Below are 24,221 nucleotides of genomic sequence, written 5' to 3' on the forward strand. Positions count from 1 at the left end.
CCGCCTGACCAAGTGTCGCAGAGGGAACGTCAAGATCCACGGCGGTGAGTCCCACGTTCGCGGACTACACGGCGTACTGGCCGGGCTCGTTGTCACCGCAAAGAGCAGCGCGGTGGCGCATGCGGCGCAGGACCAGCCGGCGCGTGCGGACCGTCTTCGCGACGAAGACACCGTCCGGCGCTTCTGCGAGCGCTGCTACGGGATGATCCATGTGCTCTTCGGGCTGGGCGTCGGCCGCTGCCCGGGCGCCAGTGACGGCCACTACGCGGCCGGACACCAATTCCGCCTTCCCTGCAACGTGCCGGAGACGCCGACCGCACAGGCCGACTGGCGGTACTGCGAAAGGTGCCTGGGCCTGTCCTGCTTCGGCTACCCGGAAGGCGGCTGGTGCCCGGCCGGCGACGCCCACGAGGCGGCGGGGTACGACTTCGTCATCCCGCACTGAAGCCGAGTCGTTGCCGTGGACCACCGTCAGCCGGTGTCGCCCCACACCGCCTCCAGATCCTGGCAGCGGACCGTGATGCTCGCGTCGGTCAGCACGATCTCGTGCAGGCAACCGCCGTCCTCGGCGGGCAGGATCTCGTCGAGGAGCACGGTGTCGACACCCATCCAGTCGATGGAGTGTTCGTACTCGATGGAGAAGTGCCGCACGCCCGAGTAGGTGATGCGCAGGCCTGAGCCGTGCTTCCACTTGTTGGGCGCGAACTCCAGGACCAGTCCGCCGCTCTTGTCGACGGCGAGGTGGACCCCTGCCAGCTCCAAGTCCTTCACACAGCGGGTGGCGCCTCCGATGTCGTAGTGTTCGGGGTCGGAGGCGAAGGATCGGGCACCGGGCGGCAGTTGGGGCCGTAGGCGCGGCAGCTCGGCCAGGTAGGCGCCCGCATCCAGACGGAACCCGTGCAACTCGGAATCCCAGTCCGCCTCGACGAATTTCATGGACAACCTCTCTGACCGCTGCCGGGCCTGGAGCCGGCCGCCAAGACCGCCGTCGCCCGGAGCACCGCCATCGCTGACGGCGCGTAGCTGGGTGCCAACCTACTCATCCCGCAAAGCGCCGCCGCGGCGAGCCCGCCGTGCGGCTGGGCGGTGGGCATGTACAGGTCTGGTCCGCCTATGCTCGTGGTGTGATCGATGTCCCGTTGTCCATCCTGGAAGTTGCGGCCGTCCAGGCCGGTACGCAGGCCGTGGACTCTCTGCGTCAGACGGCCACCTTCGCGCAGAAGGCCGAACGGCTTGGTTATCGGCGGATCTGGTACGCCGAACACCACCATTCCCCGGCCATCGGCGCGTTCCCACCGGTAGTGCTGACGGCCCACGCCGCCGCTTCGACCTCGACGATCCGTCTGGGCTCAGGTGGGGTGCTGGCCCCCAACCACCCGCCCCTCGGGCTCGCGGAGCAGTTCGGCACTCTCGCCGCCCTTCATGGCGGCCGTATCGACTTGGGAGTGGGCCGCGGTCCCGGGACGCTCGACGCGGCCACCGCGCGGGCGCTGCGCCGCGACGCCGAGCCGGCCACCGATGCCGAATACCAGGACGATGTGGCCGCGATCCTGACCTTCCTGGTCGAGGAAGTGGCACTGGAACCGCTCCCGGAACCCTGGCTGTTGGTCTCCAGCACCGCAGGTGCCGCACTGGCCGCGCGGCTGGGGCTGCCCATCGCCGTCGCGCACCACATCCGACCGGACAACACACTCTCGGTGCTGGAGTGCTATCGCGGCGCGTTCACGACGTCCCGCTGGTGCGCGAAGCCGACGGTGCTGGTGTGTGTGGAGACGATCTGCGCGGATTCGGAAGAACAGGCGGAGCGGCTCGCCGGACCGATGAACGTGATCAAAGCGGGGCTGCTCAAGGCGACGGCCGAAATCCCCTTCCCGACGCCCGAGGACGCCGCGGCCCACTCCTTCACCCCGCAGGAACAGCAGGCGCTGGACGCCTTCCGCGCTCACCAGGCGTACGGAACACCGGACGTCGTGGCGCGCCGCCTGGCCGACATAGCCGCCATGACAGGCGCGCAGGAGCTGATGCTCACCACACCGGTCCACGCCCTCGACGACAGGCTTCGCTCCTTCGAGCTCGTCAAGAAAGAGGTAGGGGCGATGGGCGGTACGGCGGCGTTGCGCATTCCGGACACCTCACGCTGACGCACTGCGCAGGGTCGATCGCCTTCTGCGCCACCGGCCGGCCTGTGGCTACTGGCGCGGCTGCCCGTCTCGGTGCCGGTGGGGCCCATGGCTGACGTGCTGCGGAGCGCTCAGTCCGCCACTCTGGGGGGAGGAAGGAGCGACGTCATGCCCCGTACCGGGAGGGTGCCGCCGGGGGGTACGCTCCGTCTGCATCGACGTGCCGCCGACGCGTCCCGTCGGCGGAGCTGGGCACGCCGGGTGACTGCCTCGGCCCGGTCCGCGCACGCACGGGCGGCGACCCGGTTTCCGGTGGTCACCCACCTCGCGGACCGCATGGTGTCGGTGAACATCTTCGATTCCGCCACTCGCCTGGCGGCGCAGTCCTTCCTGACCGCGGTTCCGCTGCTCTTCGTGGTCGGCGCATACGCTCCGCCGCCGGTGCGGCACCAGCTCATCACGTCCGTCCGTACCGTCTTCGGGGTCACTGGCGCCGCGGACGCCCAGCTCGTACAGGCGCTCAGCCCCACGACCGGAAGTCTGCGGCAGGCGACCGGTGTCGTGGGCGGGCTGATGGTGCTGCTCTCCGCCACTGCGGTCAGCAGGGCGCTGCAGCGGCTGTGCAAACGCGCCTGGGAGATTCCCCGGGCGGGGACCAGAATCGCCCCCTGGCGGTGGCTGGCCTGGCTCGTCCTGTGGCTGGCGGCGCTGCTGGTTCAGGGGCCCATGCGCGACGGGTTCGGCGTCGGGGCCTGGCTGGGGATCCCGATCACGCTGGTGGGTCTGACGGGTCTGTGGTGGTGGACGCAGCATCTGCTGCTCGGCGGCCTGGTCGGCTGGAAACCCCTGCTGCCCGGCGCGGTGATCACGGCTGTCGCCGTCACGGCACTGAGCGTGACCGCACGGTTGTATCTGCCACGGGCGCTCAACCAGGCCCTCTCCGAATACGGCTCCCTCGGCCCGGTGTTCATCCTGCTGTCGTGGCTGATCGTGGTCTGTGTCGCCGTCGCGATCAGCATCAGCGCGGGCGCCGTCGTGGCCCAGGAACCGGCGCCGGCCCGGCGCCTCGGAAGCCCGCCTCCGGTTCGTGGCCGGGCCGCACACCGGTGACACCGTCGGCCGCGGCCTTCTCTGCTGTCGGCGTCGGCCGGGTCAGGAACTCAGAACGTCGGCCATGACAGCCGTGTTGTGCCGCGCGGCCCATTCTTTCCAGTTGCCCAGCATGCTCTTCGCTCGCTCGCCCATGACCAGGAAGGCAGCTGTGCCTGCGTGACATCGGCAGGACACCCCTTTCCAGGGTGCAGGTGATGTACGCGGGGCATAGGCTTCTGACTGCCAGGTCGCGTTCTGTGGGCGGTTTCGCAGACCGCGATCACCTCTTCGCGACGATGAATTCTTCTGTGGAGACCCGACGAGCCTTTTGCACCCCTTCGCACTTCACAGGGGTGGGCAACGGCCGAATTCCTTCTCTCGATGCCTGTCTCACGCTTTGCGCGGCGGAGTGGCACAGACTTCAGGGTCCACAGCTTGCAGTCCCTGTGGAGGTCGGGATGAGAATTGTCGTGGACCTTTCCCGATGTGAGGGGTATGCGCAGTGCGCGTTCCTCGCTCCGGACGCGTTCCGGATGCACGGCGAGGAAGCGCTGATGTACGACCCGAGCCCCGACGACGCCCGGCGCGACCAGGTGCTGCGCGCCGCGGCGGCCTGCCCGGTCCAAGCGATCCTTGTCGACCAGCTGGAGGGACGGGACGCACCGGTGGAGGCGTCGCCGTCATGACCAGCGCGGACAACCTGCAAGCGTTCAAGCGCGACGGCCGCATCGTGATCGTCGGTGCGTCACTGGCGGGACTGCGGGCCGCGGAAGCTCTGCGCGGCGAGGGTTTCACCGGATCGTTGACCATGATCGGTGACGAGTTGGGCGAACCCTATGACCGGCCTCCCCTGTCCAAGCAGGTACTCACCGGGTGGGTGTCGGCCGGGGACACCACGCTGCCGCGACGTCGTGACGTCAATGCGGAGTGGTTGCTGGGGGTGCCCGCCACCGGGCTGGACCTGGCCACCAACATCGTGCGTCTCGCCGACGGACGCGAGATTCCCTTCGACCGGGTGCTGATCTCCACCGGGGTACGAGCCCGGCCGTGGTTCGTCGAGAGCGAGGCAGCCCTGGACGGCGTGTTCGTCGTGCGTACGCGCGAGCATGCCGAGGGCCTGCAGCGCGCGCTCGCCGCCGGACCCTCCCGCGTACTGGTCATCGGTGCCGGATTCACCGGCTCCGAGATCGCCTCCATCTGCCGCGAGCGGGACATCCCGTTGACCGTCGCCGAACTCGCGCCGGCCCCGCTGGTCGGGGCGCTCGGTGCCATGATCGGTGAGGTCGCGGCGGACATGCAGCGTGCTCACGGTGTCGACCTGCGCTGCGGAGTCAAGGTCACCCAGCTGGAGGGCGACGCGCAGGGGCACTTCCGCCGTGCTCACTTCGACGACGGCAGCACGATCGACGCCGACGTGGCGGTGGTGGCACTCGGGGGTATCCGCAACACCGAGTGGCTGCGGGGCTCGGGACTGGCGGCGGGTGTCTGGGGAATCGCCTGCGACACGGGCTGCCGCGCCCTCACCCTCAACGGCCTGATCACCGACGACATCTTCGTCGCCGGAGACGTGGCACGCTGCCCGAATCCGATCTACGAATACCGGCTCATCTCGCTGGAGCACTGGGCGAACGCCGTGGAGCAGGCCGAGGTCGCGGCGCACAACATGGTCAGCGGCCAGGCGGACCGCTGGCCCCACCTGTCCATCCCGCTGTTCTGGTCGATCCAGTTCGGTGTCAACATCAAGTCCGTCGGTGTGCCGACCTTCGCCGACGAGGTGGCCGTCACCCAGGGGTCGGTGTCCGACCACCGTTTCGTCGCCGCATACGGCTATCGGGGCCGCGTCACCGCGGCAGTGAGCTTCAACAACGCGAAGTGGCTGGACCACTACCGGAATCTGATCGAGACGGCCGCGCCTTTCCCGCCGCCCTGCCCCACACCCGACCAACCCGCCGACATGAAACCGGTGCCCGTCGACTTCCCCGGCCCCACCCTGCTCGCACAGGGAGCCACGGTGGTCGTCACCGGCCATGACCCCGGTGAGCGGCGGGTCACGGCCGCGCAGTATCACCGGTAGGAGGGAGAGCGAGATGACCACGACCGAGACGCCCGACATGTTGCGCCGGATCCTCGACTACTCCTCCAGGGCCGACCCGTACCCGCTGTACGCCGAGCTGCGCCGGACGCCCGTGGCCCGGCAGGAGGACGGCAGCTACGTCGTCAGCACCTATCGCGAACTCACGGATCTGCTGCACGACCCGCACCTGAGTTCCGACGTCCGCAATCTGTCGCGTCCTATGCCGCAAGGCCAGGGAGACGCCACGCCGGCGTTCATCAACATGGACCCGCCCGAGCACGACCGCCTGCGGCGTATGGCGATGCGCCACTTCGGCCCTCCGCACACCCCGGGGCTGGTGACTGGCGTGGAACCCGCCCTGACCTCCGCCGTCGGCAGTCTGATCGACGACTTCGCAGGCAAGGAGCAGATCGACATCGTCGACGACTTCGCCTACCCGTTCCCCGTCTCGGTGATCTGCCACCTGCTCGGCGTGCCGCGCGAGGACGAACCGAGGTTCCGCGTGTGGGTGAACGACCTCATCAACTCGATCGACTACGACCCCAAGACCGACCCCAAGGAAAAGCTGGAGAAGGGCGTGCAGGCCCGCAAGGACCTGCGCCAGTACCTCGGCGGGCTGCTGGAGCAACGCCATGACCGACCGGGTGACGACCTGCTGTCACGCATGGCCAACGATGACGGGCCGGACGGGCGGATGGCCGACGACGACATTGTCTCCACCGCCAACCTGCTGCTGATCGCGGGCCACGAGACCACCGTCAACCTCATCACCAACGGCATGCTGACACTGCTGCGCCATCCGGACGTGCTGCAGCGACTGCGCGACGAACCGGGCCTGGTCGTCCCGCTGGTCGAAGAGCTGCTGCGCTACGAGCCTCCCGTGCACATCATTCCGTGGCGGGCGGCGTACAGCGACATCACCGTCGCCGACACCGTCATCCCCAAGGGCTCGCAGATCATGCTCATGCTGGCCTCGGGCAGCCGCGACCAGAACCGCTTCCACGATCCCGACCGTTTCGACCCCGACCGGCGAGACAACCAGCACCTCGGCTTCGGCAGCGGCATCCACCTGTGCTTCGGCGGCCCGCTGGCCCGGCGGGAAGCCCAGATCGCGCTGGGTGAGCTGGTACGCCGCCTGGACCGGCCCAGGCTGGTCGCCGACCCGCCGCCGTACCGGCGCAGCCCCGTTCTTCGTGGTCCGATCCATCTGCACGTCGAGCAGGCTGCAGGTTGACGCGACGGCCGAGGCCACCGGCAAGGTCACAGGCTGCCGCGGACGGGCTCCACGCCGGCCGGCACATCGACGGCCCCGAGGGGCTGGACAGGTGCCACCCGCTCCGGGCGTGTCACGCCGGCCGGTCCCTCCCATGGTCCTGGGACGCCACCACCACGTTGGCCAGGGGCTCTCCGGCCGTGTACCGGGCCAGCTGGGCACGGACCAGCGCCAGCGCACGGGGGCGGAACGCAGAGGTGGTGGCGGCCGCATGCGGGCTGATCAGTGTGTTGGGTGTCGTCCACAAGGGATGGCCCGGCGGCAGCGGTTCCGGGTCCGTCACATCGAGTGCCGCGCTCAACCGCCCGCTGCGCAAGGCGCTGACCAGGGCGGTGGTGTCCACGATCGGGCCACGCGCGATGTTGACCAGCAGGGCTCCGTCCCTCATCCGCGCCAGAAACCGCGCGTCGACCGCTCCTCGGGTCGCGTCCGTGAGAGGCAGGGTCAGTACCACCACGTCGGCCTGGGGGAGCAGAGACGGCAACTCGTCCATGGAGTGCACCGGCCCTTGGGGCAGCTGTCGCGCGGTGCGGGCCACGCGCAGCACGTCGCAGTCGAACGCCGTCAGCCGAGCTTCGACGGCGACACCGATGGAGCCGTAGCCGAGCAGCAGAACGGTTCGGTCGGCCAGCGCGGGCCGGAAGCCGGGTGTCCAGCGCTGCGCGTCCTGGGAGCGGACGAAGTCGGGGATGCCACGCAGTGCGGCGAGTGTCAGCGTCACCGCGTATTCGGCTGTGCTCGCCGAGTGGACGTCTCTGGCGTTGCAGAGCGTGACTCCGGCGGGCAGGTGGGGCAGCAGGTCGTCGACGCCCGCGCTCAAGGACTGCAACACGCGCAAGGCCGGCAGGGCCGGCAGCAGGGGCAGCGCCGCACGGTTGAAGGTGTACGGGATGGCAAAGAACTCGACGGCGTCCAGTAACCGGCCGTCGGGGGCCCGGCCGGTGCCGTCCCAGACGAGCGCAGGCCATCCCGGAGGGAGCCCGCCGAGGTCGGCCGGCGTGAACGGCAGCAGGAGTCTCACCCTGTCCGGGCTCTTGGTGGACGTCATCGGGCGGACTCCTGACGCAACGGCCGGCTGTGGTCGGCGGACAGAGCGAGTGGGACGCGCCCGGCCAGGAATCGCGTATACGGTACGTCCTGGAACGACGGGTGATAGTGGATGTGCACCAGTGTTCCACCGCCACCAGAGGGAGGCACGTTGACCAGCGTGGCCAACGGTTCACGCGTGGTGATCGTGATGGGCGTGTCCGCGTCCGGCAAGTCCACTGTCGGAGCGCGGCTCGCTCAACGACTCGGCGTGCCGTTCCTGGAGGGCGACGACCTCCACCCCGCGGCCAACCGGGCCAAGATGGCGTCCGGGCACCCACTCGACGACGCCGACCGCAAGCCTTGGCTGGCGGTTTTCGCGCAGTGGATTCGAACGGCTGCGGCAGGTGGACGCGGGGGTGTTGCCACGTGTTCCGCACTCAAACGCGAGTACCGGGACCAGCTCCGGCGCACGGGAGCGGACCTGTGGTTCGTCTACCTCGCTCTGGACCGAGCGGTGGCCGCGGAGCGGATCGCCCGTCGCAAGGGGCACTTCATGCCCCCGCGGTTGCTCGACTCCCAGTACGAGGTTCTGGATCCGCTGCAGGCCCAGGAGCCGGGCGTCACCATCGACGGGTCCGGCGACCCGGAGCAGGTCCTGGCGGCGGCGCTGCGCGCGGTGACCGGGCCGGACCGGTAGTTCGCGCCCCACGGGAGGTTCGGATGGACTTGATCCACTTCCGGATGGTCATGCCGCCCGCGCTCACCCAGCGGGCCGTCGACCTGCTGGCCGGGCACGACCGGGTCCTCAATCTGGTGGTCGTGAAATCCGCCCACGTTCCGGACGGCGACGTGCTCGAGTGCGACGTGGTGAAGGGAGCCGCGAACGGCGTGCTCGGCAGCTTGCGCACACTGGGCGTCGACCGTATGGGGGCGATCGCCGTCGATGACGTCGACCTGATGTTCTCGCACCGTGCGCAACAGATCGAGGACGACCAGCCGAGCGCCCTCGTCCACGCCCCGCTGTGGGCCGCGCTCGAGGCCCACATCCGGGCCGGGGGAACGTACCCGCCGTCCTTCTACCTGTTCCTGGTCATCGCCGGTCTCATCGGCTCGGTGGGCATCATGACCAACTCGCAGATCCTGATCGTGGCAGCCATGGTGGTCGGCCCCGAATACAGCGCGATCACCAGCGTCGCGCTCGGCCTCGACCGAAGCAGCCGTCGCCGGGTCTGGGAAGGGACGCGCGCGCTGACGACCGGTTTCCTGCTGGCCATCGCGGTCACTCTGGGTTTCTCCGTGCTGGTGCGGGCTGCCGGCCTGCAATCCACGGCCTTTGAGCTGGGCCTGCGGCCCGTCTCCCACCTCATCGACACCCCGGACGTCTTCTCTGCCATCGTCGCCGTCCTCGCCGGCGTGGTCGGAGTCGTCTCGCTCACGGAGGCACGCTCCAGTGCGCTGCTCGGTGTCTTCATCTCCGTGACCACGATTCCCGCCGCCTCGGACATCGCCGTCTCGCTCGCCTTCGGCGACTGGCGTGAGGCGAGGGGCTCGCTGGTCCAGCTCCTGCTCAACGTGGTCGTTCTCGTGGTCGTGGGCTTCCTCACCCTGCGTCTGCAGCGAGGCCTGTGGCGCCGCGCGGCTCGTCGTGCCGCCATGCGGCCGCAGGGTTAACGGTCCGGCCCGGTGGACCGGCCACGAGGTCACCCCTCGTCACGTGCGCCACCGCGCCGCAGCTCAGCGTCGGTGAGCCCCTCCAGCTCGCCATGGGTGTCCAGCCAGTACAGCAGGACGACCGCGGGCAAGACCAACACGACGGCGACAAGGGTGACGAGCCCGAGCCAGCGCAGTGTGGTGTGCGCGCCCGCCCCCTCGGCCACGGTGAGTGAGGTCGGGATCAGGTACGGGCGCTGCGCCATGCCCCAGGCGAGGACGGCCGACGCCACCACGCCGACGGCCGAGACCCGGGACCGGTCCGCGGAGGGACGGGTCAGCAGCCATACGGTGGCGAGCGTGGCCACCGCTGCCACGATCACGAAGACGAGTCCCACGCCATGGGTGAGCCCGTGCCACACATGGGGGGCGTCCTTGTGCGTGACGACCAGCGTGATCACGGCGAGCACGGCGACGACCGCCAGTGCCGCCAGTGCCCGCCGCCGGAAGTAGCCGTCGAGGTCCGGCGCCGAGAAGCGCCGGGCGTCAGCGGCCAGGAACACGGCACCGAGCAGGGCCGTGGCGGCCACGGCCAGCAGGCCGAACAGCAGCGAGGTGGGGTTGGCCCAGGCATCCGTCGACGCCATCGTACCCGCCGTCACCCGGCCCGAGGCCACCCCTCCGGCCGCAGCGCCCAGGAAGAACGGCGTCAGCAGCGAGGAGACGGCGAACATCGCACCGTACAGGCGCCGGCCTGCCAGCCTCGTCAGAGGCTTGCGCAGGGCGAAGCCGGCCCCGCGGAGCACGGTGCCGACGGCGGCCAGCGCCAGCGGCAGCCACATCGCCGTGAACACCCGCTGGAAGAACACGGGAAAGCCCGTCCACATGATGACCAGCACGAAGATCAGCCAGACGTTGTTGACCTCCCACACCGGAGCCATCGCGTGGTCGATCAGCCATCGGGCGCGTTTGCCGCGTTCCGCCCCGCCTGCGATCAGATCCCAGAAGCCGGCTCCGTAGTCGGTGCCACCGCCACAGGCGTACGCGGCGACCGCGAGCAGCAGGACGACGGCCATGACTCCGGCGATCACGTCCGGCTCCCCGTGGACGAGGCGCTTCCGTCGCCTCCGGGCCCGACCGTGGAGCGCGGCCCGTACGGCGTGTCCGCCTCCGGTGCCTCCTGCGGAGCCTGCGGTCCGCCCTTCTCGTCGGCGAGCCGCCAGCGTGCGCGCATCTTCAGCAGCACCACCAGAAACGACCCGAAGACGAAGACGTACACCACGACGACCAGCCCGAACATGATCCACAGGGTGGTGGAACGCGTCGACGTCACCGCTTGCGCGACCCGCATGCTCTGGTAGACGATCCACGGCTGGCGTCCCACCTCGGTGGTGATCCAGCCGCATTCGACGGCGGCGACGGAGGCCACGCCCGCGCACGCGGCACCGCGGTAGAACCACGGGGAGGCCGGCAGCCGGCGGCGGCGCAGCCACACGAGGGCGTACCAGATCGCGAGCAGGAGCAGCAGTGAGCCGATGCCGACCATGGCGTCGAACGCGAAATGGGTGATGGTGGCCTCGACAGCCGTCGGCCGGTCACCGGCCGGCACCGACGTAAGACCGGTGACCTTGGTGTCCGGGCGGAAACCGGCGAGGATCGAGTCGAGCTGGGGGATCTTGATGCCGCCGGAGATGGTTCCGTCCGGATGCAGCCGGCCGAACAGGTATTCCGGGACATGGGTGTCGGTGTTCCAGACGATCTCCATGGCCGCGAACTTCACGGGCTGCTTGTGGAAGACCTGCCGGGCGATGGAGTCACCGAGCATGAACTGCACCGGTGTGAGCACCGCGGCCAGCGTGAAGGGGATCGTGAAACCGAGCCGGTGATACCGGTCCCGGCGCCCGCGCAACCAGCCGACGGCATAGACACCGGCGACGACGTAGCCCGCCGTCACGAACATCGCCACGACGAAATGCCAGTACTGCGGTCCGAACATGGGCGTGAAGATCGCCTTCCAGATCTTCACGTCGACGGGGTTGCCGGCGGAGTCGAGGGTGAAGCCCCGCGGGGTGTTCATCCACGAGTTGGCGGCCAGGATGCCGAAGGCGCCGAGCAGGGCCGCGAAGGGCAGGGGCAGTCCGAGCAGGAAGTGGGTACGGGCGGGAAGCCTTCGCCAGCCGTACAGATAGATGGCGATGAGAACGGCCTCCAGGAAGAAGGCCCACGCCTCGACCCCGAAGCCGATGCCGAAGACATCGCCCCACCGGCCCATCATGCCCGGCCACAGCAGACCGAACTCGAAGGACAGCACGGTGCCGGTGACGACGCCGATGGCGAACTGGACCGCCATCACCGCCGACCACCGGCGCGCCAGCAGCAGGGCGGTCTCGTCGTCGCGACGCAGACCGTAACCGTGCATGATCAGTGTGATCAGCGGCAGCGCCACGCCCAGAGGCACCAGGATGATGTGGGAGGCGAGGGTGAAGGCCATCTGAGATCTGGCCGGGAGCATCTGCGCCGGCGCGTCCGCCAGCAAAGGGACCGTGAAGTGCATGGGTGTCTCTCTGGGGGCCGACGGGAACGGGGCGAGTCAGCCGCCGGTGGCGAAGCCGGGGAAGAGGGTCATCCCGCCGTCCACGTAGAGGGTGGCTCCCACGACGTAGTCCATGAGGTCGGAGGCGATGCCGACGACCGCGTTGGCGATGTCCTCGGGATCGCCGACACGGTCGTAGGGGATCAGCCGCAGGAGGTCCTTCTGGGCCTCCGGGGTCTCCCAGGCGCTGCGGTTGATGGGGGTCTTGATGGCCCCGGGGGCGATCGCGTTCACCCGGATCTTCTTCGGGGCGAGTTCCTGGGCGAGGGTCTCCATCATCATCTGGACGCCGCCCTTGGAGGAGGCGTAGTTCACATGCCCGGCCCACGGGATGATCTGGTGCACCGAGCTCATGCAGATGATCTTCCCGGCGGCACGTGAGACCTCGGGCACGACGCCGCGCCGGAGGAACTCCTTCGTCGCCTCGCGCGCGCACAGGAACTGCCCGGTGAGGTTGACGTCCAGCACCTTCTGCCACTGGGCGAGGGTCATCTCGGTGAACGAGGCGTCGCGTTGCAGTCCGGCGTTGGCGACCAGGATGTCGATCGTGCCGAACTCCTGGACCATCCGGTCCATCATCGCCACGACCTGGTCCTCGTCGGACACGTCCGCCTCGTAGGCCGCGGCCCGAACCCCGAGGGCCTTGATCTCCTCGACCACCTGCTCGGCGTCCTCACGCCCGGCCACGTAGTTCACGACCACGTCGGCTCCGGCCCGGCCCAGGGCGACGGCCGTGGCCCGGCCGATCCCGGAGTTGGCGCCGGTGACGAGCGCCTTCTGCCCCTTGAGCAGATGCGCGGGGATCACGTTCTGCGGTGCGCCCTCGGTGGCACTCACGATGTCTGTCTCCTCCACTCCTTGGCCCGGATCAGCCGGGCCACGGCCCGGAGGTTCAGGCGCCACACAAACACCGTGGACGAGGAGCCGCACCGTGATCGAGCCCGCGTTGGGCTGACCGGCTGAGGATCTTCGCCCGATCAGTGGCGAGCCCGTCGGCCGGGGGGCGGCCCGACCGCGCCGTGGGGTGATCGTCCTCGCGCTGTGGTGTCACACTCGCTGCCAGAGCCGGTCGAGCGCGTCATTGAGCGTCGTGGCGGCCATGATGAGGGAGAGATGGGTGAAAGCCTGCGGGAAATTGCCGAGTTGTTCTCCGCTCGGACCTATCTCCTCGGCGAACAGGCCGACGTGGTTCGCGTAGGTCTGCATCTTCTCGAAGGCATAGCGGGCCTCGGAGAGTCGTCCCGCGCGGGCGAGGGCGTCGACGTACAGGAACGTACAGAGACTGAACGTTCCTTCGGTGCCGCGCAGCCCGTCGGGAGACGCCTGGGGGTCGTAACGGTAGACCAGGCTGTCGGAGACGAGGACGCGGTCCATGGCGTCCAGGGTGCTGAGCCAGCCGGGGCTTCGGGGGGAGATGAATCCGACCCGGGGGGCGAGCAGGAGCGACGCGTCCAGGACGTCGCCTCCGTAGTACTGGACGAGGGCCTGCTCCTTCTCGTTCCAGCCGTGCTGCATGACCTGTTCCAGGATCTCGTCCCGGGCACGGGTCCAGCGCACGGTGTCGGCCGGCCTGCTGAACTCGGCCGCCAGCTTCAGCCCGCGGTCGAAGGCGGTCCAGCACATCACCCGGCTGTAGGTGAAGTCCTTGCGCCCGCCCCGGGTCTCCCAGATCCCTTCGTCGGGCCGGTCCCAGGAGTCGGCGAGCCAGTCCAGGGTGGCCGCAAGGCCCTTCCACCCGTGATAGCCCGCCTGCTCGCCGACCACACGGCCCTCGGCCAGGCCGTACAGAGCCTCGCCGTAGATGTCGAGCTGCAGCTGGTCGGAGGCGGCGTTGCCCGCCCGGACCGGGTAGGAGCCGCGGTAGCCCTCGAAGTGCTCCAGGATCTCCTCCGTCAGATGAGGGTCACCGTCCACCCGGTACATGATCTGCAGGGGTTCGCCGTCCGGTCCCTCGTGGGCGTGGAGGCGGTCACCGAGCCAGTGGATGAAGCGGGTCGCCTCCTCCACGAAACCGAGATCGAGCAGGGCCCGGATCGACAGGGATCCGTCCCGCACCCAGGTGTACCGGTAGTCCCAGTTGCGCTCACCGCCGACCTGCTCGGGCAGCCCCATGGTGGCCGCGGCGACCGGTGCGCCCGAGGGGGCGTAGGTGAGGAGCTTGAGGGTGATGGCGGAGCGGTACACCATGTCCGTCCAGCGGCCGCGGTAGCGCGAGGTGCGCACCCACAGCTGCCAGAAGTCGATGTTGCTCCAGGCGTCTTCGGCGATCCCCTCGGTGGTGGGTGACGGTGGCGCCTGTCCGCCGGGCGGGCCCACGGTGAACACCGCGACGGCCACCTCTCCCGCGTTGAGCGTGACGGCGCCCCGGACGTCCTGCCCGTCCTGTTCGAGCGGGACGCTGCTCTGGAGGTGGGCGGTCGCGCCCGGGGCGTGGAACGTCGCCCGCTCAGGCGTCAGGTCGAGCCGGTGGCCGGCCCGTGCGTAGTCGAACCGCGGCCGGCATACGAGCTCGAACCGCACGGTGCCGCGCACCGTGCGGGCGACACGCACCAGTTGGTGCCGGTCGGCCGCTGTCGTGCCCGGCTGGACCGGCATGTAGTCGACGATCTCGCCGACTCCGTCCGGAGACATGAAGCGGGTCACCAGGACGGCGGTGTCCGGGTAGTAGAGCTGTTTCCAGGTCCCTTCGGGGTGCTCCGGCGCGAGCAGGAAGTAGCCGCCGCCGTCGTGGTCGAGCAGGGCGGCGAAGACGCTGGGCGAGTCGAAGCGCGGTGTCGCGAACCAGTCGATCACGCCATGGGACGACACCAGAGCCGCGGTCTGCAGGTCCCCGATGAGCCCGTGGTCGGCGATGGGCGGGTAGCGATCCATGGCGGTCTCCTTGCTGGTCCCCTGCTCAGGCCGCTGCCGCTGTGACCCGTCCCGTACGGACGGCATCGACGAGTGCCTGGTGGTCCCTCTCGTTCTGGTCGGCGTAGAGCTCGGCGAACGTCACCAGCGCCCGGTCGAAGGCGTCACCGCTGCCCAGATACGAGGCGATGGCGATCCGGTCACCCGACCTCGCGTGTGCGCGAGCCTGCGTGGCACCGCACATCCCACCGAAAGTCTCCAGTCCGGCCGGCGGCATCCTCTCGGGCTCGGCGATGCCCTTCCAGGCGCGCAACTGCCTGACGTAGAAGTCCCGTCGGCGGCCGTCGATGCCGTCGATGCCGTCGATGCCGTCGATGCCGTCGACCCGCTCCCAGCCCAGGAAGATGTCACTCGTGGTCCGCATGAGCCGCTGGCCACAGACCACCCGCTCGCCCTGCGACCGGAAGCGGCCCGCACCGGCGAAGGGCGTCGGCACCGATGCGTCGGCCTCCTTGGCCTGCGGGAACAGCGGGTCCTCGGCGTCCCTGCCGAGCAGCAGCGCGATCCAGCAGCGGGTGCCCACATTCCCGACTCCGACCACCTTGCGGGCCACGTCGACGATCCGGTACTGCTCCAGCAGTCGGCGTATCTGTTTCTCCAACTCGCCGCGCTCGGCGTTCGCAAGCAGGTCCTGGAGCGGTGTGATCAGTGGTGGATCCGGCAGGGTGCTGCCGTCGGCCGGTGGGTGGGAGGTCATCGCAGTCGCTCCGCGATGTGGTCACCGACACGCAGGGCGTTGGCGATGGCCGTCAGCGAGGGATTGACCGCTCCGATGCTCGGGAAGAAGCTCGTGTCGACGACGTAGAGGTTGTCGAGGTCGTGGGCCTTGCAGTTGACGTCCAAGGCCGAGCTCGCGGGGTCGCCGCCGAAGCGGACCGTGCCCGCCTGGTGCGCCGTGGCGCCGATGGGCATGCCCTTGTGCAGGTAGAGGCTCCGCGACAGGAGATGGTGTTCGTGCATGCCCAGGTGTTCGAGCATGCCCTGCAGTTTGTGCCGCAGGCGCTCCAGCCCGGCGATGTTGTTCTTCTCGTCGAGGGCGAGGTGGATCCCGTCGTCCCGGTCCAGGGTGACACGGTTCTCCGCGACCGGCAGGTCCTCCCCGCACAGCCAGAAATCGACCGCGTGGTGGGCCAGCACCTCGAACGGCATGTCCGGGGCGACCGCCCCGGCCCAGCGGGGCGCTTCGCCGTGGATCTGCTCGGAGTCGGACTTGCCGAGCATCTGGATCCCGCCCAAGGGGTAGTCCCAGTCGTCGGATCCCAGGTACCAGTCGTGCAGTGCCAGAGTCTTCTGGAACTTGGTGTCGTTCGGTTCCCGGGACACGGCCATGAGGGCCATGTTGTTGTGACGCATGTAGTACCGGCCCACCACGTCCGAGCTGTTGGCGAGCCCCTGGGGGTGCCGGTCATCGGCCGAACGCAGCAGCAGGACGGCGGAGTTGACGGCACCGCAGGCCACGACCACGATGTCGGCGCCGAACTCCACGGTGGAGGGGTCTCCGTCCCCCACGGTGGCGACGACCTTGGTGACACTCCGGCCGGTCGTATCCGTTTCTAGGCGCCGAACGTCCGCATGGGTGATCATCTCGACATTGGCGTGGCGCAGGGCGGGGTCGACACAGATGACCTGGGCGTCGGACTTGGCGCCGACCAGACAGGGGAAGCCGTCGACGCGATCGCAGCGGATGCAGGCGCTGGTGTGTACGGCCCGGCCCCGTTCGTCCTGGGTGAGATTCACCCCGATCGGGAGGTGGAAGGGGTGCAGACCCTGCTTCTCCAGGTCGTGGCTGAGCTGCTCGATGCGAGGCTCGTGCTGGACCGGCGGATAGGCGTACTGGGCGCTGGTAGGACCCTCGGTGGGATCTTCGCCGTGCCGGCCGTGCACGAGGTAGAGATGTTCGGCCTGGGTGTAGTAGGGCTCGAAGTCCTCGTAGCGCAGCGGCCAGGCGGGCGAGATGCCGTCGTGGTGCCGGAGCTCGCCGAAGTCCTCCGGTCGCATGCGGAAGAGCGCGGCTCCGTAGAACTTGGTGTTGCCGCCCACGTAGTAATTGACCTCGGGCGGAAATTGATTTCCGTTCTTGTCGAACCAGAACTCCGGAGCGCGGTACTTTCCTTTGACGAAGACCGCGGTGGAGTCCCAGTTGTCGCGTTCACGGGGCAGATAGTCGCCGCGCTCGAGCAGAAGGATCCGTTTTCCCGTGTCCGCCAGCCGGTGGGCGATGGTGCCACCACCCGCACCTGTGCCTATGACAATGACGTCGTAATGCTGCGCTTCGGTCATGCCGGCCACCACCCTCGGAGCTTTGTCCGGTCCTTCTGGGGTGAAGGAGACGTCAGCCCCAGCCACCGTCCGGCCCCGTTCCCCAACGTATCTCCGGGTGCTGTGCCCGGCGAGTCGGGCTGTGCGGGTGAGCCTGGGCGGCGGCGCGCGGTCGGTTTCCGGTCGACGACCGCACCGGCCGGCGACAGCCGGGGACCCCATGCGCACGGACGTGCGCGCGGGGTCACCGCCGGTAGCTCGTTTCCCGCGGGGGACCCGTACGAGGCGGGTCACCCGTCACAGTATGGCGAGGGGATTGACCGGGGAACCGGTGGCCGAGGGCAGCAGGAGCGGGGCGATCACGCAGAGGAACGTCCAGCGGCCCTCCCGCGCGCAGACCGGTGCGAGGTCCTCGAACCGCAGATAGTCGAGCAGCGGCAGTCCCATCGCGTGGACAGCGAGTACATGCACCGGGAAGCCGACCTCCCGCACGGCGCTGGGGGCCGTGTCGTTGTTGCCGTCACTTCCGAGCACGGACACCTCCCGCTCCGCCACGAACTCCATGGCGCCCGGATGGAGCCCGGCACGAGCGCCGGACACGTCCCAGGGGCCGAGTTCCTCGCGCCGCAGGCGGTGGCCGACCCGCACGAGGAGAATGTCGCCCCTGCCCACTCGAAGCCCTTGCTCGGCCTCCGCGGCGGCGAGGTCGTCAGCGGTCACGTGCGACCCGGGTTCGAGCCAAGGGACGCCGTGCAGCCGGGGAATGTCCAGGAGAACCCCACGGCCGACGATGCCGTCGCGGGCCAGGTCGACGGACAGGGCGTCGGCGCCGTCCGGTGAGAGCACGTCCGCGGCCGGCAGGCCGCCGTGCAGTGTGCCGTCGTAGATGACATGGCACAGCGCGTCGAGGTGGGAGTCCACGTCGCCGTGAATGTTCATGGCGAAACGATCGCGCGCGAAATCCAGGCCGCGCGCACGAGGGTGACCACTGGCCGGAGCGGTCAGCCGGTGCTCGGCCGGATCGGCGTCGTCCGGTGCGATCCGCGTGTTCACGGGGGCCGCGAGCGACACCGCACGTCCGGACCGCACCTCGCGGACGGCCGCCAGCACCTGCGTCCCGGTGATCGTCTCCAGGGCGCCCCGGCCCGCGCGGCCGCCGGGCGCCTTGTCCCTGAGCCGCCGGTGCAGGGACCGGAAATCGGCCTCGCTCATCGCATCGGACGTCCGCATCTCCCCACCATCCGGCAGCAGCCGGATTCCCGCACACCGAGTCGCCCGCGCCGGAACCACCACGCTGCGGCTTCCCGCTTCGGCCCTGCCCTGCCTCGCGAAGCCACACTTTTCGGACGGCTTGCCGACGGTCTCGGGAGGAGGGACCCGCCTCCCGCCCCGGAACTGCTGGAATCGCCCCTGAAAGGGCGGGGAAGGGCGTGCCGACTTGTGGCCATCCGCGGGCAGCTCCGGCCGGACGAATACTGACCCGATTACAGGCGTTGCAATTCAGGACAACTCATACGGCATCGAGGCGGATTGACTGCACTCAACGACGCCGCCGGGAAAAGGTCACGAAAATGTATCGGGCATATCGCCCACCAGCCTTCACAGGGGCCACACGAGTTGGCTAGCGTTCCCGCCAGGCCGCCCGACCCCCACCGGCGAACGTCGCCGGGCCGAGCGGCCTCCGCCGAGTCCGGCGCGCCCGTACGGCAGCCGGAGCCGGGGACCCACCGACCTTGGGGTGAATCGGCCCAACTCCCTTCCGGGGAAAGGGTCGTAGGGCAACCCTTCCGAACCACCCGCCCGAACCCGACAGCTAACTCGGTAGGCGGAACATGGAAGGAGTCGCCTCCCTTGGCGTCGCACCGCAAGTCGCGCCCGACGGGTACGCGCGTAGTCGGCATACGCACCCCCGTGCTCGCCACGGCCGCTCTCACCTCGGTGGCCCTGCTGTCCCAGACCGCCGATGCCGCCCCCGCCGCCGACGGCAAGCCGAGCCTCGAAGAGGTTCAGAAGAAGGTCGACGACCTGTACCGACAGGCCGAGTCGGCGACCGAGAAGTACGACGCGGCCAACGAGAAGACCGCGAACGAGCGTAAGCGCGTCGACACCCTGCGCGACGACTTGGCCAAGCGCACGGCCAAGCTCAACAAGGCGCGGGAAGAACTGGGGATGTTCGCCGCGGCCCAGTACCGGACCGGGGACGCCGCGCCCGACACCGCGACCTTCCTGCTCGCGGACTCCCCGCAGGACTACTTCGACCAGTCGCAGCTGATGAGCCGGCTGACCTCGCGCCAGAAGGGCGCCGTCGACGACTTCGTCACCGAGCAGTCCGCGACCCTGAAGACGCGGCAGGAGGCCGGTAAGAGCCTCGCGACGCTGACTCGGTCGCAGAACGACCTCCGGACCGCCAAGTCCACCATCCAGAAGAAGCTGTCCACAGCGCGGGAGCTGCTGTCCAAGCTCACGGCGGAGGAGAAGGCGCGCCTCGCGGCGATCGAGAAGCAGAAGCAGGAGGCGGCGGCGCGGAAGGCGGCGGAGCTCGCCAAGCGGCAGGCCGCGGCCGCGCAGGCGGCGAAGCAGGGGAGCGCGTCTTCGGGCTCGACGTCGAGTTCCGGCTCGGCCTCGGGCTCGTCCTCCGGCTCCGGCTCCTCCTCGGGGTCCGGTTCGTCCTCGGGTTCGGGCACCTCCACCTCGTCGGACTCCACCTACGCCGCCAAGGCCGCGAAGGTTCTCGCCTTCGCCCGCGCGCAGATCGGCAAGCCGTACGTCTGGGGCGCGACCGGGCCCGGCTCCTACGACTGCTCGGGCCTCACCCAGGCCGCCTGGAAGGCCGCCGGCGTCTCCCTGCCGCGCACGACCTACGACCAGGTGAACGTCGGTACGACGGTGTCCCTGACCAACGCCCAGCCCGGCGACCTCATCTTCTTCTACGACGACATCAGCCACGTCGGCATCTACATCGGCAACGGCATGATGATCCACGCCCCGAAGCCCGGCGCCTACGTCCGCGAGGAATCCATCTACTACGGCGGCGACTCGATCATCCACAGTGTGGTCCGCCCGGCCTGACGACCGGTGGCGATGAAAGGCCGGACGCGCCGGCGTGGCGAATGATCCGCCGGCGCGCCTGAGCCTGTTCGCGACCGCTCATATCGCGGTCGACCGGCGCGGAGGCGTGTGCGCGCCCACCTCGCACGCCTCTCACCCCACCCCGCGCGGCCAAGCGCCCTCCCTTCCGGAATGTGCGCCGCCACGGGAAATTCCCTGGCTGATCAATTTCAAGGGAAATTCGAACGGATCGGATGGTATGGAGTATCGGCCCGTCCGGCGCGTAGATGACGTGCTGCCGATCGAAGCGCACGTACGAAGAATCGGTACACCGGCGGGATGCTCGGATCCGATTTCGCATTTTGCGACATGCCCGAACGGCTTCTGCAACACTCATTACTGACACCTGACCAGTGTCTGGAAGACCCGGGGACTCAGTGACGGGGGAAGCGCATGGGCGCGCCGCAACCGCCAGGCCCGTACCGTTTGTTACGGGCGATCGATCTGCTTGATCTTCAATTCGGCTTTCCGGGCCTGCGCTTGGACCGACCGCTGCTCGGTGCGCGGCGTCTGGTCCGACAGGACCCGGACCGACCTGCCTATCTCGTGGTCACCTTCGGACCGCAGCACGTCACCGAACAGGCCTTCCTCGAGGTGAGCCCGGGCCTGCCGGAGCCCGGGGCGCAGGTATCCGGCAGCGAGCCGCACAAGCCGCCGCCGGTCGCCTCCCGCATCAGCGGCCACAGCGTGCTGGTGTTCGCCGTGGGAGCCGGGGACGTCATCGAATACACCGAGTCCGGGCTGCTCACCGCGATGGGGAAGCTTCCGCCGCGCGTGGTGGACGCCGCGCGTGAACCGGCCGTGGCGGCCGGGCTCCGGCAGATCCAGGCCGGCCGGCCCGCCGATGCCTTCGAGGCGCTGCGCCTGGCCCGGACCGTGGCGGAACTGACCGCTCGGCACGGTCCGCACGGTCCGGCGGACGCCGGTCTGCTCGCCGGGCTCCTCCCCGCCACAGCCGTGGGACCGGGAGCGAGAACCGTCGAGCCGAGGGCCACCCCCGCCGCGCCAGGGACCATCACTCCCGGACCCGGCCCGGAGAACCCCCTCGCGGACGCCGCGAATCCACGGACCGGTATCGAACTGCCCTACCGTCTCCTGCTGTCACCGCCGCAGACGGCCTCCTGGACGCACGCCACCGCGCCTCCGGATCCCGACGATCGCATCGAGCTCTGGCACACCCGGCTGCTTGCCGCCCGGGCCCGTGCGGTGTGGACACGCGACCCGGGCTTCAACCCCGCCGACCCGCACCCACTGCCCGCCGGGGGCAGCGAATTCGTCATGGCCTTGGACGGAAACGACCGGTCCTCGGTGGTGCACCTCAGCTCCAACACCAATCTGCCGGACGGCTTCCGGCCCGCGCCGCTGCAGGTGGACAACCTGATGCTGTCCGCGATGGGCGGTTGGCTGGACTCGCTCGGCAGGTGGGAGCGGCCGCCCGTCGGTTTCGACGTCACCGAGTGGCGGCACCGTGCCGCGCTGGGCCGCGACCATTACGTACGGGTCATGTACCGGGGCAGACTCTTCCCGTTCGGCCATCTGGCCGACCTGGTGAAGGTCACCGAGCGGAAGTTCGACCACGGGCGGCCGGACCGCGCCGCCTATCTCAACCAACGGTTCTTCATCATGGTGCGGGAGCCGGTACGCAGTTACGGGCGGCTGGAGGAGAACGAGGACCAGAAGCGGCTGCACCGGCTGTTCCCGTTCGGCAGCGTCCGGCTGATCACCCCGGTCACACCCGATCTCGAAACCCCGCAGACGATTCCGGGGCTTTCCGACCCCGGCGGCGAACCCCATGACAGGCTCGCGTTCTTCCCGGTGACCGCAACCGAGGATCCGTTCCAGTTCCAGGTGAGCATGATCGATCTGGAGGGCCGCGCGGTCGAGTTCCGCACGCCCATGGCCTTCCTCGGCAAGAAGGTGCACGAGAACGCGGCCGATGTGCAGCAGGTCGTCCAGCACTACCAGGACCTGGGGTCGGACCCGACGCCGGAGCCACCGGACACGGGCAGAGCGGGCGTCGACCGGGTCGTCGCGGACGTGCGGGGACAGGACGTCGCCTACGCGCCCAGCCGGAAGCCGGGCGACACGACCCTGTCCACCGGGCAGCTGATCTGGGGTGCGGCCACCGCCCCGTCCATTCTGGACCTGGATCCCACCGACAACCCCCGCTTCGTGCCGACCGTACGGTGGGCACGCGCCGTGGTCCCGGCGTTGAGCCGGTTCGGCACCGGGTACGGCGGCGACCAGGCACGATCGGTGTTCTACCCCGACCCTTATGTGCGGAACGGCTTTTCCGAGGCGAACAAGGGCCAGGTGTTCATCGAGCTGGCCGAGCCCTTCGACCTGACCTTCCGCGACGGCGGGCAGACCGCCGGAGCGCTGGCCCAGCCCAACTTCCCGGTCGCCGGTCTCTCCCGGCTCACCGGGCCGGTCGCCGCGACCCCCGCCCGTCCGTTCGCCGACGACGCGGCGGACACCGACAAGTGGGCCAAGCTCGCCCAGGGAAGGTTCAACCCCCTCGACTATTTCGGGGAGTTGGCCGGAGCCAGGCTGTTCGGGATGTTCCCGCTCACCGAGATCCTGAGCGAGATCGGCCTGGACAACCTCAAAGCGCCGAACTTCTTCACCGCGACGGTCGACGCGGTCACCGGATTTCTCGGCGACCTGCGCGGGCTGCGCGATCTGCTGACCGGGATCGAGGAACAGTTCCCGGAGATCGCCGATGCGGTCGTGCGGGTGACGGATGCCGCCGCGGCATTCGCGCAGCTGCTCGTCGACTTCATCACCAGCCAACTGGAACAGTCACCCGACCCCACCACCATCGAAGAGGTGGAGAACGCCTTCACGGCGTTCTCCGACGCGCTCACCGCGCTGCGCAGCGCGCTGCCCGCCGCGGTGGACGTCGCCGTCCGGCAGCTGCTCGGCCGCATCGCCGAACAGGTCGCCACCTGGGACAGGGCGGTGGGACAGGCGCTCGCGTTGCAGAAGGCGGTCGAACTCGCCGCACTCGGCGCCAAGTTGCCCGATGTCGTCAACTCCCGGCTGGAATGGCAGCCGGACATCAAGGCGTGGACGCCCGGCGGACCGACACCGACCAGGGCGGAGGACGCGGTGTTCTGGCCGGTGGGCAAACTGACGCTCGTCGCCGACCTGCGCGGCTCGCTGCACCCGGAGCAGCCGCAGGCCGCGGACATCACCTGCACACTGGGCAACTTCGAGCTGCGCATGGTTCCGCACTTCGAGGCGGTCGTACTGCACTTCGACCAGATCCGGTTCAGCATGCGCGCCGGGCAGAAACCCGACGTCGAGGTGAAGTTCACCGGTGTCGACTTCGTCGGGCATCTGAAGTTCGTCCAGACACTGCGCAACCTCATTCCACTCGACGGCTTCAGCGATCCGCCGGCCATCACCGTCGACGGCGCCGGGATCCACGCCAACTACTCGATGCAGTTGCCCAATGCGGCCGTCGGCGTGTTCAGCCTGGAGAACCTCTCGCTGAACGCCGGCATCTCGGTGCCGTTCATCGGCGACACCCCACTGCAGGCCGGGTTCTCCTTCTGCCGCCGCGAGGCACCCTTCCGGCTGACCGTCTCGATGCTCGGCGGCGGGGGCTACTTCGGGATCGTGCTGACTCCGCAGGAGATCGCCGTCCTGGACGCCGCTCTGGAGTTCGGGGCCGCGGTGTCGATGGACTTCGGGGTGGCCAGCGGCAGCCTGTCCGTGATGGCGGGCATCTACTTCCGCCTCGACCTGGCCAAGAAGAGCGTCAAACTCGTCGGCTATCTGAGGGCACGCGGCGAGGTCGATGTCCTCGGCATCGTCTCGGCCTCCATCGAGCTCTACATGGAACTGGGCTACGAGGACGGCTACGCCGTCGGCCGGGCCACCCTCACCATCAGCATCGAGATCGGCTTCTTCGAGGAATCGGTGACGATCCACTGCGAGAAGAGGTTCGCAGGCAGCGGGCCGCACACCGCGTTGCTCGCGGGCGCGGGCGCGGCCATCGCCCCGCCGTCGTTCGTCGACCTCATGTCGCCGTACGTCGATCCCACGACCGGTACACACATCGACCCGGTCTTCGACTACTGCACTGCCTTCGCGGAAGTGGGTTGA

Annotated in this window: 18 protein-coding genes, 1 pseudogene and 1 riboswitch; of the genes and pseudogenes, 10 read left to right on the plus strand and 9 right to left on the minus strand. The window is 69.2% G+C overall.

Annotation, left to right across the window (positions count from 1 at the left end):
- The first annotated feature begins 112 nt into the window (after positions 1-112).
- The gene (locus tag AVL59_RS18985; RefSeq protein WP_067305818.1) at positions 113-445 is read left to right on the plus strand and encodes a hypothetical protein; all 333 of its coding nucleotides are present in this window, start codon (positions 113-115) and stop codon (positions 443-445) included.
- Between the two features lie 26 nt (positions 446-471).
- Here AVL59_RS18985 and AVL59_RS18990 read toward each other — a convergent pair whose 3' ends face one another.
- The gene (locus tag AVL59_RS18990) at positions 472-936 is read right to left on the minus strand and encodes a hypothetical protein (protein ID WP_067305821.1); all 465 of its coding nucleotides are present in this window, start codon (positions 934-936) and stop codon (positions 472-474) included.
- A 188-nt stretch (positions 937-1,124) separates the two neighbouring features.
- On the opposite strand from AVL59_RS18990, the gene AVL59_RS18995 reads away from it, so the two are divergent.
- From AVL59_RS18995 to AVL59_RS19015, 5 genes are all read left to right on the plus strand, one after another.
- Positions 1,125-2,141: an MsnO8 family LLM class oxidoreductase gene (locus AVL59_RS18995; protein WP_067305823.1), complete on the plus strand. Its 1,017-nt coding sequence runs from the start codon at positions 1,125-1,127 to the stop codon at positions 2,139-2,141.
- Between the two features lie 147 nt (positions 2,142-2,288).
- Positions 2,289-3,230, plus strand: coding sequence for a YhjD/YihY/BrkB family envelope integrity protein (locus tag AVL59_RS19000; RefSeq protein ID WP_079146785.1), 942 nt, complete (start codon positions 2,289-2,291; stop codon positions 3,228-3,230).
- A 440-nt stretch (positions 3,231-3,670) separates the two neighbouring features.
- Positions 3,671-3,898, plus strand: coding sequence for a ferredoxin (locus tag AVL59_RS19005; protein WP_067305826.1), 228 nt, complete (start codon positions 3,671-3,673; stop codon positions 3,896-3,898).
- Positions 3,895-5,286, plus strand: coding sequence for an NAD(P)/FAD-dependent oxidoreductase (locus AVL59_RS19010; RefSeq protein WP_067305829.1), 1,392 nt, complete (start codon positions 3,895-3,897; stop codon positions 5,284-5,286). Before AVL59_RS19005 ends, AVL59_RS19010 begins: the two co-directional genes overlap by 4 nt.
- A gap of 13 nt (positions 5,287-5,299) precedes the next feature.
- The gene (locus tag AVL59_RS19015) at positions 5,300-6,520 is read left to right on the plus strand and encodes a cytochrome P450 (RefSeq protein WP_067305831.1); all 1,221 of its coding nucleotides are present in this window, start codon (positions 5,300-5,302) and stop codon (positions 6,518-6,520) included.
- 112 nt (positions 6,521-6,632) lie between these two features.
- On the opposite strand, the gene AVL59_RS19020 is transcribed toward AVL59_RS19015, so the two are convergent.
- Positions 6,633-7,607: a 2-hydroxyacid dehydrogenase gene (locus tag AVL59_RS19020; RefSeq protein ID WP_067305833.1), complete on the minus strand. Its 975-nt coding sequence runs from the start codon at positions 7,605-7,607 to the stop codon at positions 6,633-6,635.
- A 189-nt stretch (positions 7,608-7,796) separates the two neighbouring features.
- Here AVL59_RS19020 and AVL59_RS19025 point away from each other — a divergent pair, with 189 nt between their 5' ends.
- A complete protein-coding gene (locus AVL59_RS19025) occupies positions 7,797-8,285 on the plus strand; it encodes a gluconokinase (RefSeq protein WP_067317469.1) in 489 nt (162 codons plus the stop codon).
- A 23-nt stretch (positions 8,286-8,308) separates the two neighbouring features.
- Positions 8,309-9,259 carry a DUF389 domain-containing protein gene (locus tag AVL59_RS19030; protein WP_067305836.1) on the plus strand — a complete coding sequence of 317 codons (951 nt, stop codon included), beginning with the start codon at positions 8,309-8,311 and terminating at the stop codon, positions 9,257-9,259.
- 29 nt (positions 9,260-9,288) lie between these two features.
- On the opposite strand, the gene AVL59_RS19035 is transcribed toward AVL59_RS19030, so the two are convergent.
- From AVL59_RS19035 to AVL59_RS19065, 7 genes and pseudogenes are all read right to left on the minus strand, one after another.
- Positions 9,289-10,314: a cytochrome d ubiquinol oxidase subunit II gene (locus AVL59_RS19035; RefSeq protein WP_067317470.1), complete on the minus strand. Its 1,026-nt coding sequence runs from the start codon at positions 10,312-10,314 to the stop codon at positions 9,289-9,291.
- 11 nt (positions 10,315-10,325) lie between these two features.
- On the minus strand, positions 10,326-11,792 hold the full coding sequence (locus AVL59_RS19040) for a cytochrome ubiquinol oxidase subunit I (protein WP_067305839.1): 1,467 nt from the start codon (positions 11,790-11,792) through the stop codon (positions 10,326-10,328).
- Between the two features lie 36 nt (positions 11,793-11,828).
- A complete protein-coding gene (locus AVL59_RS19045) occupies positions 11,829-12,668 on the minus strand; it encodes an SDR family oxidoreductase (protein ID WP_237281550.1) in 840 nt (279 codons plus the stop codon).
- A gap of 210 nt (positions 12,669-12,878) precedes the next feature.
- Positions 12,879-14,702 (minus strand): glycoside hydrolase family 15 protein, encoded by a 1,824-nt coding sequence (locus tag AVL59_RS19050; RefSeq protein ID WP_067305842.1) that lies wholly within the window; start codon positions 14,700-14,702, stop codon positions 12,879-12,881.
- A 25-nt stretch (positions 14,703-14,727) separates the two neighbouring features.
- Positions 14,728-15,402 (minus strand): annotated as a pseudogene (locus tag AVL59_RS19055) (DUF2252 family protein); the annotation flags it as partial.
- A gap of 32 nt (positions 15,403-15,434) precedes the next feature.
- Complete coding sequence (locus tag AVL59_RS19060) at positions 15,435-17,021, minus strand: GMC oxidoreductase (protein WP_067317473.1); 1,587 nt, start codon at positions 17,019-17,021, stop codon at positions 15,435-15,437.
- A 276-nt stretch (positions 17,022-17,297) separates the two neighbouring features.
- Complete coding sequence (locus AVL59_RS19065) at positions 17,298-18,230, minus strand: cyclase family protein (RefSeq protein ID WP_208870400.1); 933 nt, start codon at positions 18,228-18,230, stop codon at positions 17,298-17,300.
- A 442-nt stretch (positions 18,231-18,672) separates the two neighbouring features.
- A riboswitch (cyclic di-AMP (ydaO/yuaA leader) is annotated at positions 18,673-18,843 on the plus strand.
- 8 nt (positions 18,844-18,851) lie between these two features.
- Here AVL59_RS19065 and AVL59_RS19070 point away from each other — a divergent pair.
- Positions 18,852-20,069 carry a C40 family peptidase gene (locus AVL59_RS19070; protein ID WP_067305845.1) on the plus strand — a complete coding sequence of 406 codons (1,218 nt, stop codon included), beginning with the start codon at positions 18,852-18,854 and terminating at the stop codon, positions 20,067-20,069.
- Between the two features lie 519 nt (positions 20,070-20,588).
- On the plus strand, positions 20,589-24,221 hold the full coding sequence (locus AVL59_RS19075) for a hypothetical protein (RefSeq protein WP_237281551.1): 3,633 nt from the start codon (positions 20,589-20,591) through the stop codon (positions 24,219-24,221).

Origin of the sequence: Streptomyces griseochromogenes, assembly GCF_001542625.1 — a bacterium.
In the GTDB taxonomy this organism is placed as follows: Bacteria; Actinomycetota; Actinomycetes; order Streptomycetales; family Streptomycetaceae; genus Streptomyces; species Streptomyces griseochromogenes.

Coding starts and splice junctions, on each gene's coding strand:
- AVL59_RS19010 (WP_067305829.1), top strand. CDS start 3,895: ATGACCAGCGCGGACAACCTGCAAGCGTTCAAGCGCGACGGCCGCATC.
- AVL59_RS18990 (WP_067305821.1), bottom strand. CDS start 936: ATGAAATTCGTCGAGGCGGACTGGGATTCCGAGTTGCACGGGTTCCGT.
- AVL59_RS19050 (WP_067305842.1), bottom strand. CDS start 14,702: ATGGATCGCTACCCGCCCATCGCCGACCACGGGCTCATCGGGGACCTG.
- AVL59_RS19035 (WP_067317470.1), bottom strand. CDS start 10,314: ATGGCCGTCGTCCTGCTGCTCGCGGTCGCCGCGTACGCCTGTGGCGGT.
- AVL59_RS19000 (WP_079146785.1), top strand. CDS start 2,289: ATGCCCCGTACCGGGAGGGTGCCGCCGGGGGGTACGCTCCGTCTGCAT.
- AVL59_RS19060 (WP_067317473.1), bottom strand. CDS start 17,021: ATGACCGAAGCGCAGCATTACGACGTCATTGTCATAGGCACAGGTGCG.
- AVL59_RS19015 (WP_067305831.1), top strand. CDS start 5,300: ATGACCACGACCGAGACGCCCGACATGTTGCGCCGGATCCTCGACTAC.
- AVL59_RS19030 (WP_067305836.1), top strand. CDS start 8,309: ATGGACTTGATCCACTTCCGGATGGTCATGCCGCCCGCGCTCACCCAG.
- AVL59_RS19020 (WP_067305833.1), bottom strand. CDS start 7,607: ATGACGTCCACCAAGAGCCCGGACAGGGTGAGACTCCTGCTGCCGTTC.
- AVL59_RS19025 (WP_067317469.1), top strand. CDS start 7,797: ATGGGCGTGTCCGCGTCCGGCAAGTCCACTGTCGGAGCGCGGCTCGCT.
- AVL59_RS19040 (WP_067305839.1), bottom strand. CDS start 11,792: ATGCACTTCACGGTCCCTTTGCTGGCGGACGCGCCGGCGCAGATGCTC.
- AVL59_RS19005 (WP_067305826.1), top strand. CDS start 3,671: ATGAGAATTGTCGTGGACCTTTCCCGATGTGAGGGGTATGCGCAGTGC.
- AVL59_RS19065 (WP_208870400.1), bottom strand. CDS start 18,230: ATGCGGACGTCCGATGCGATGAGCGAGGCCGATTTCCGGTCCCTGCAC.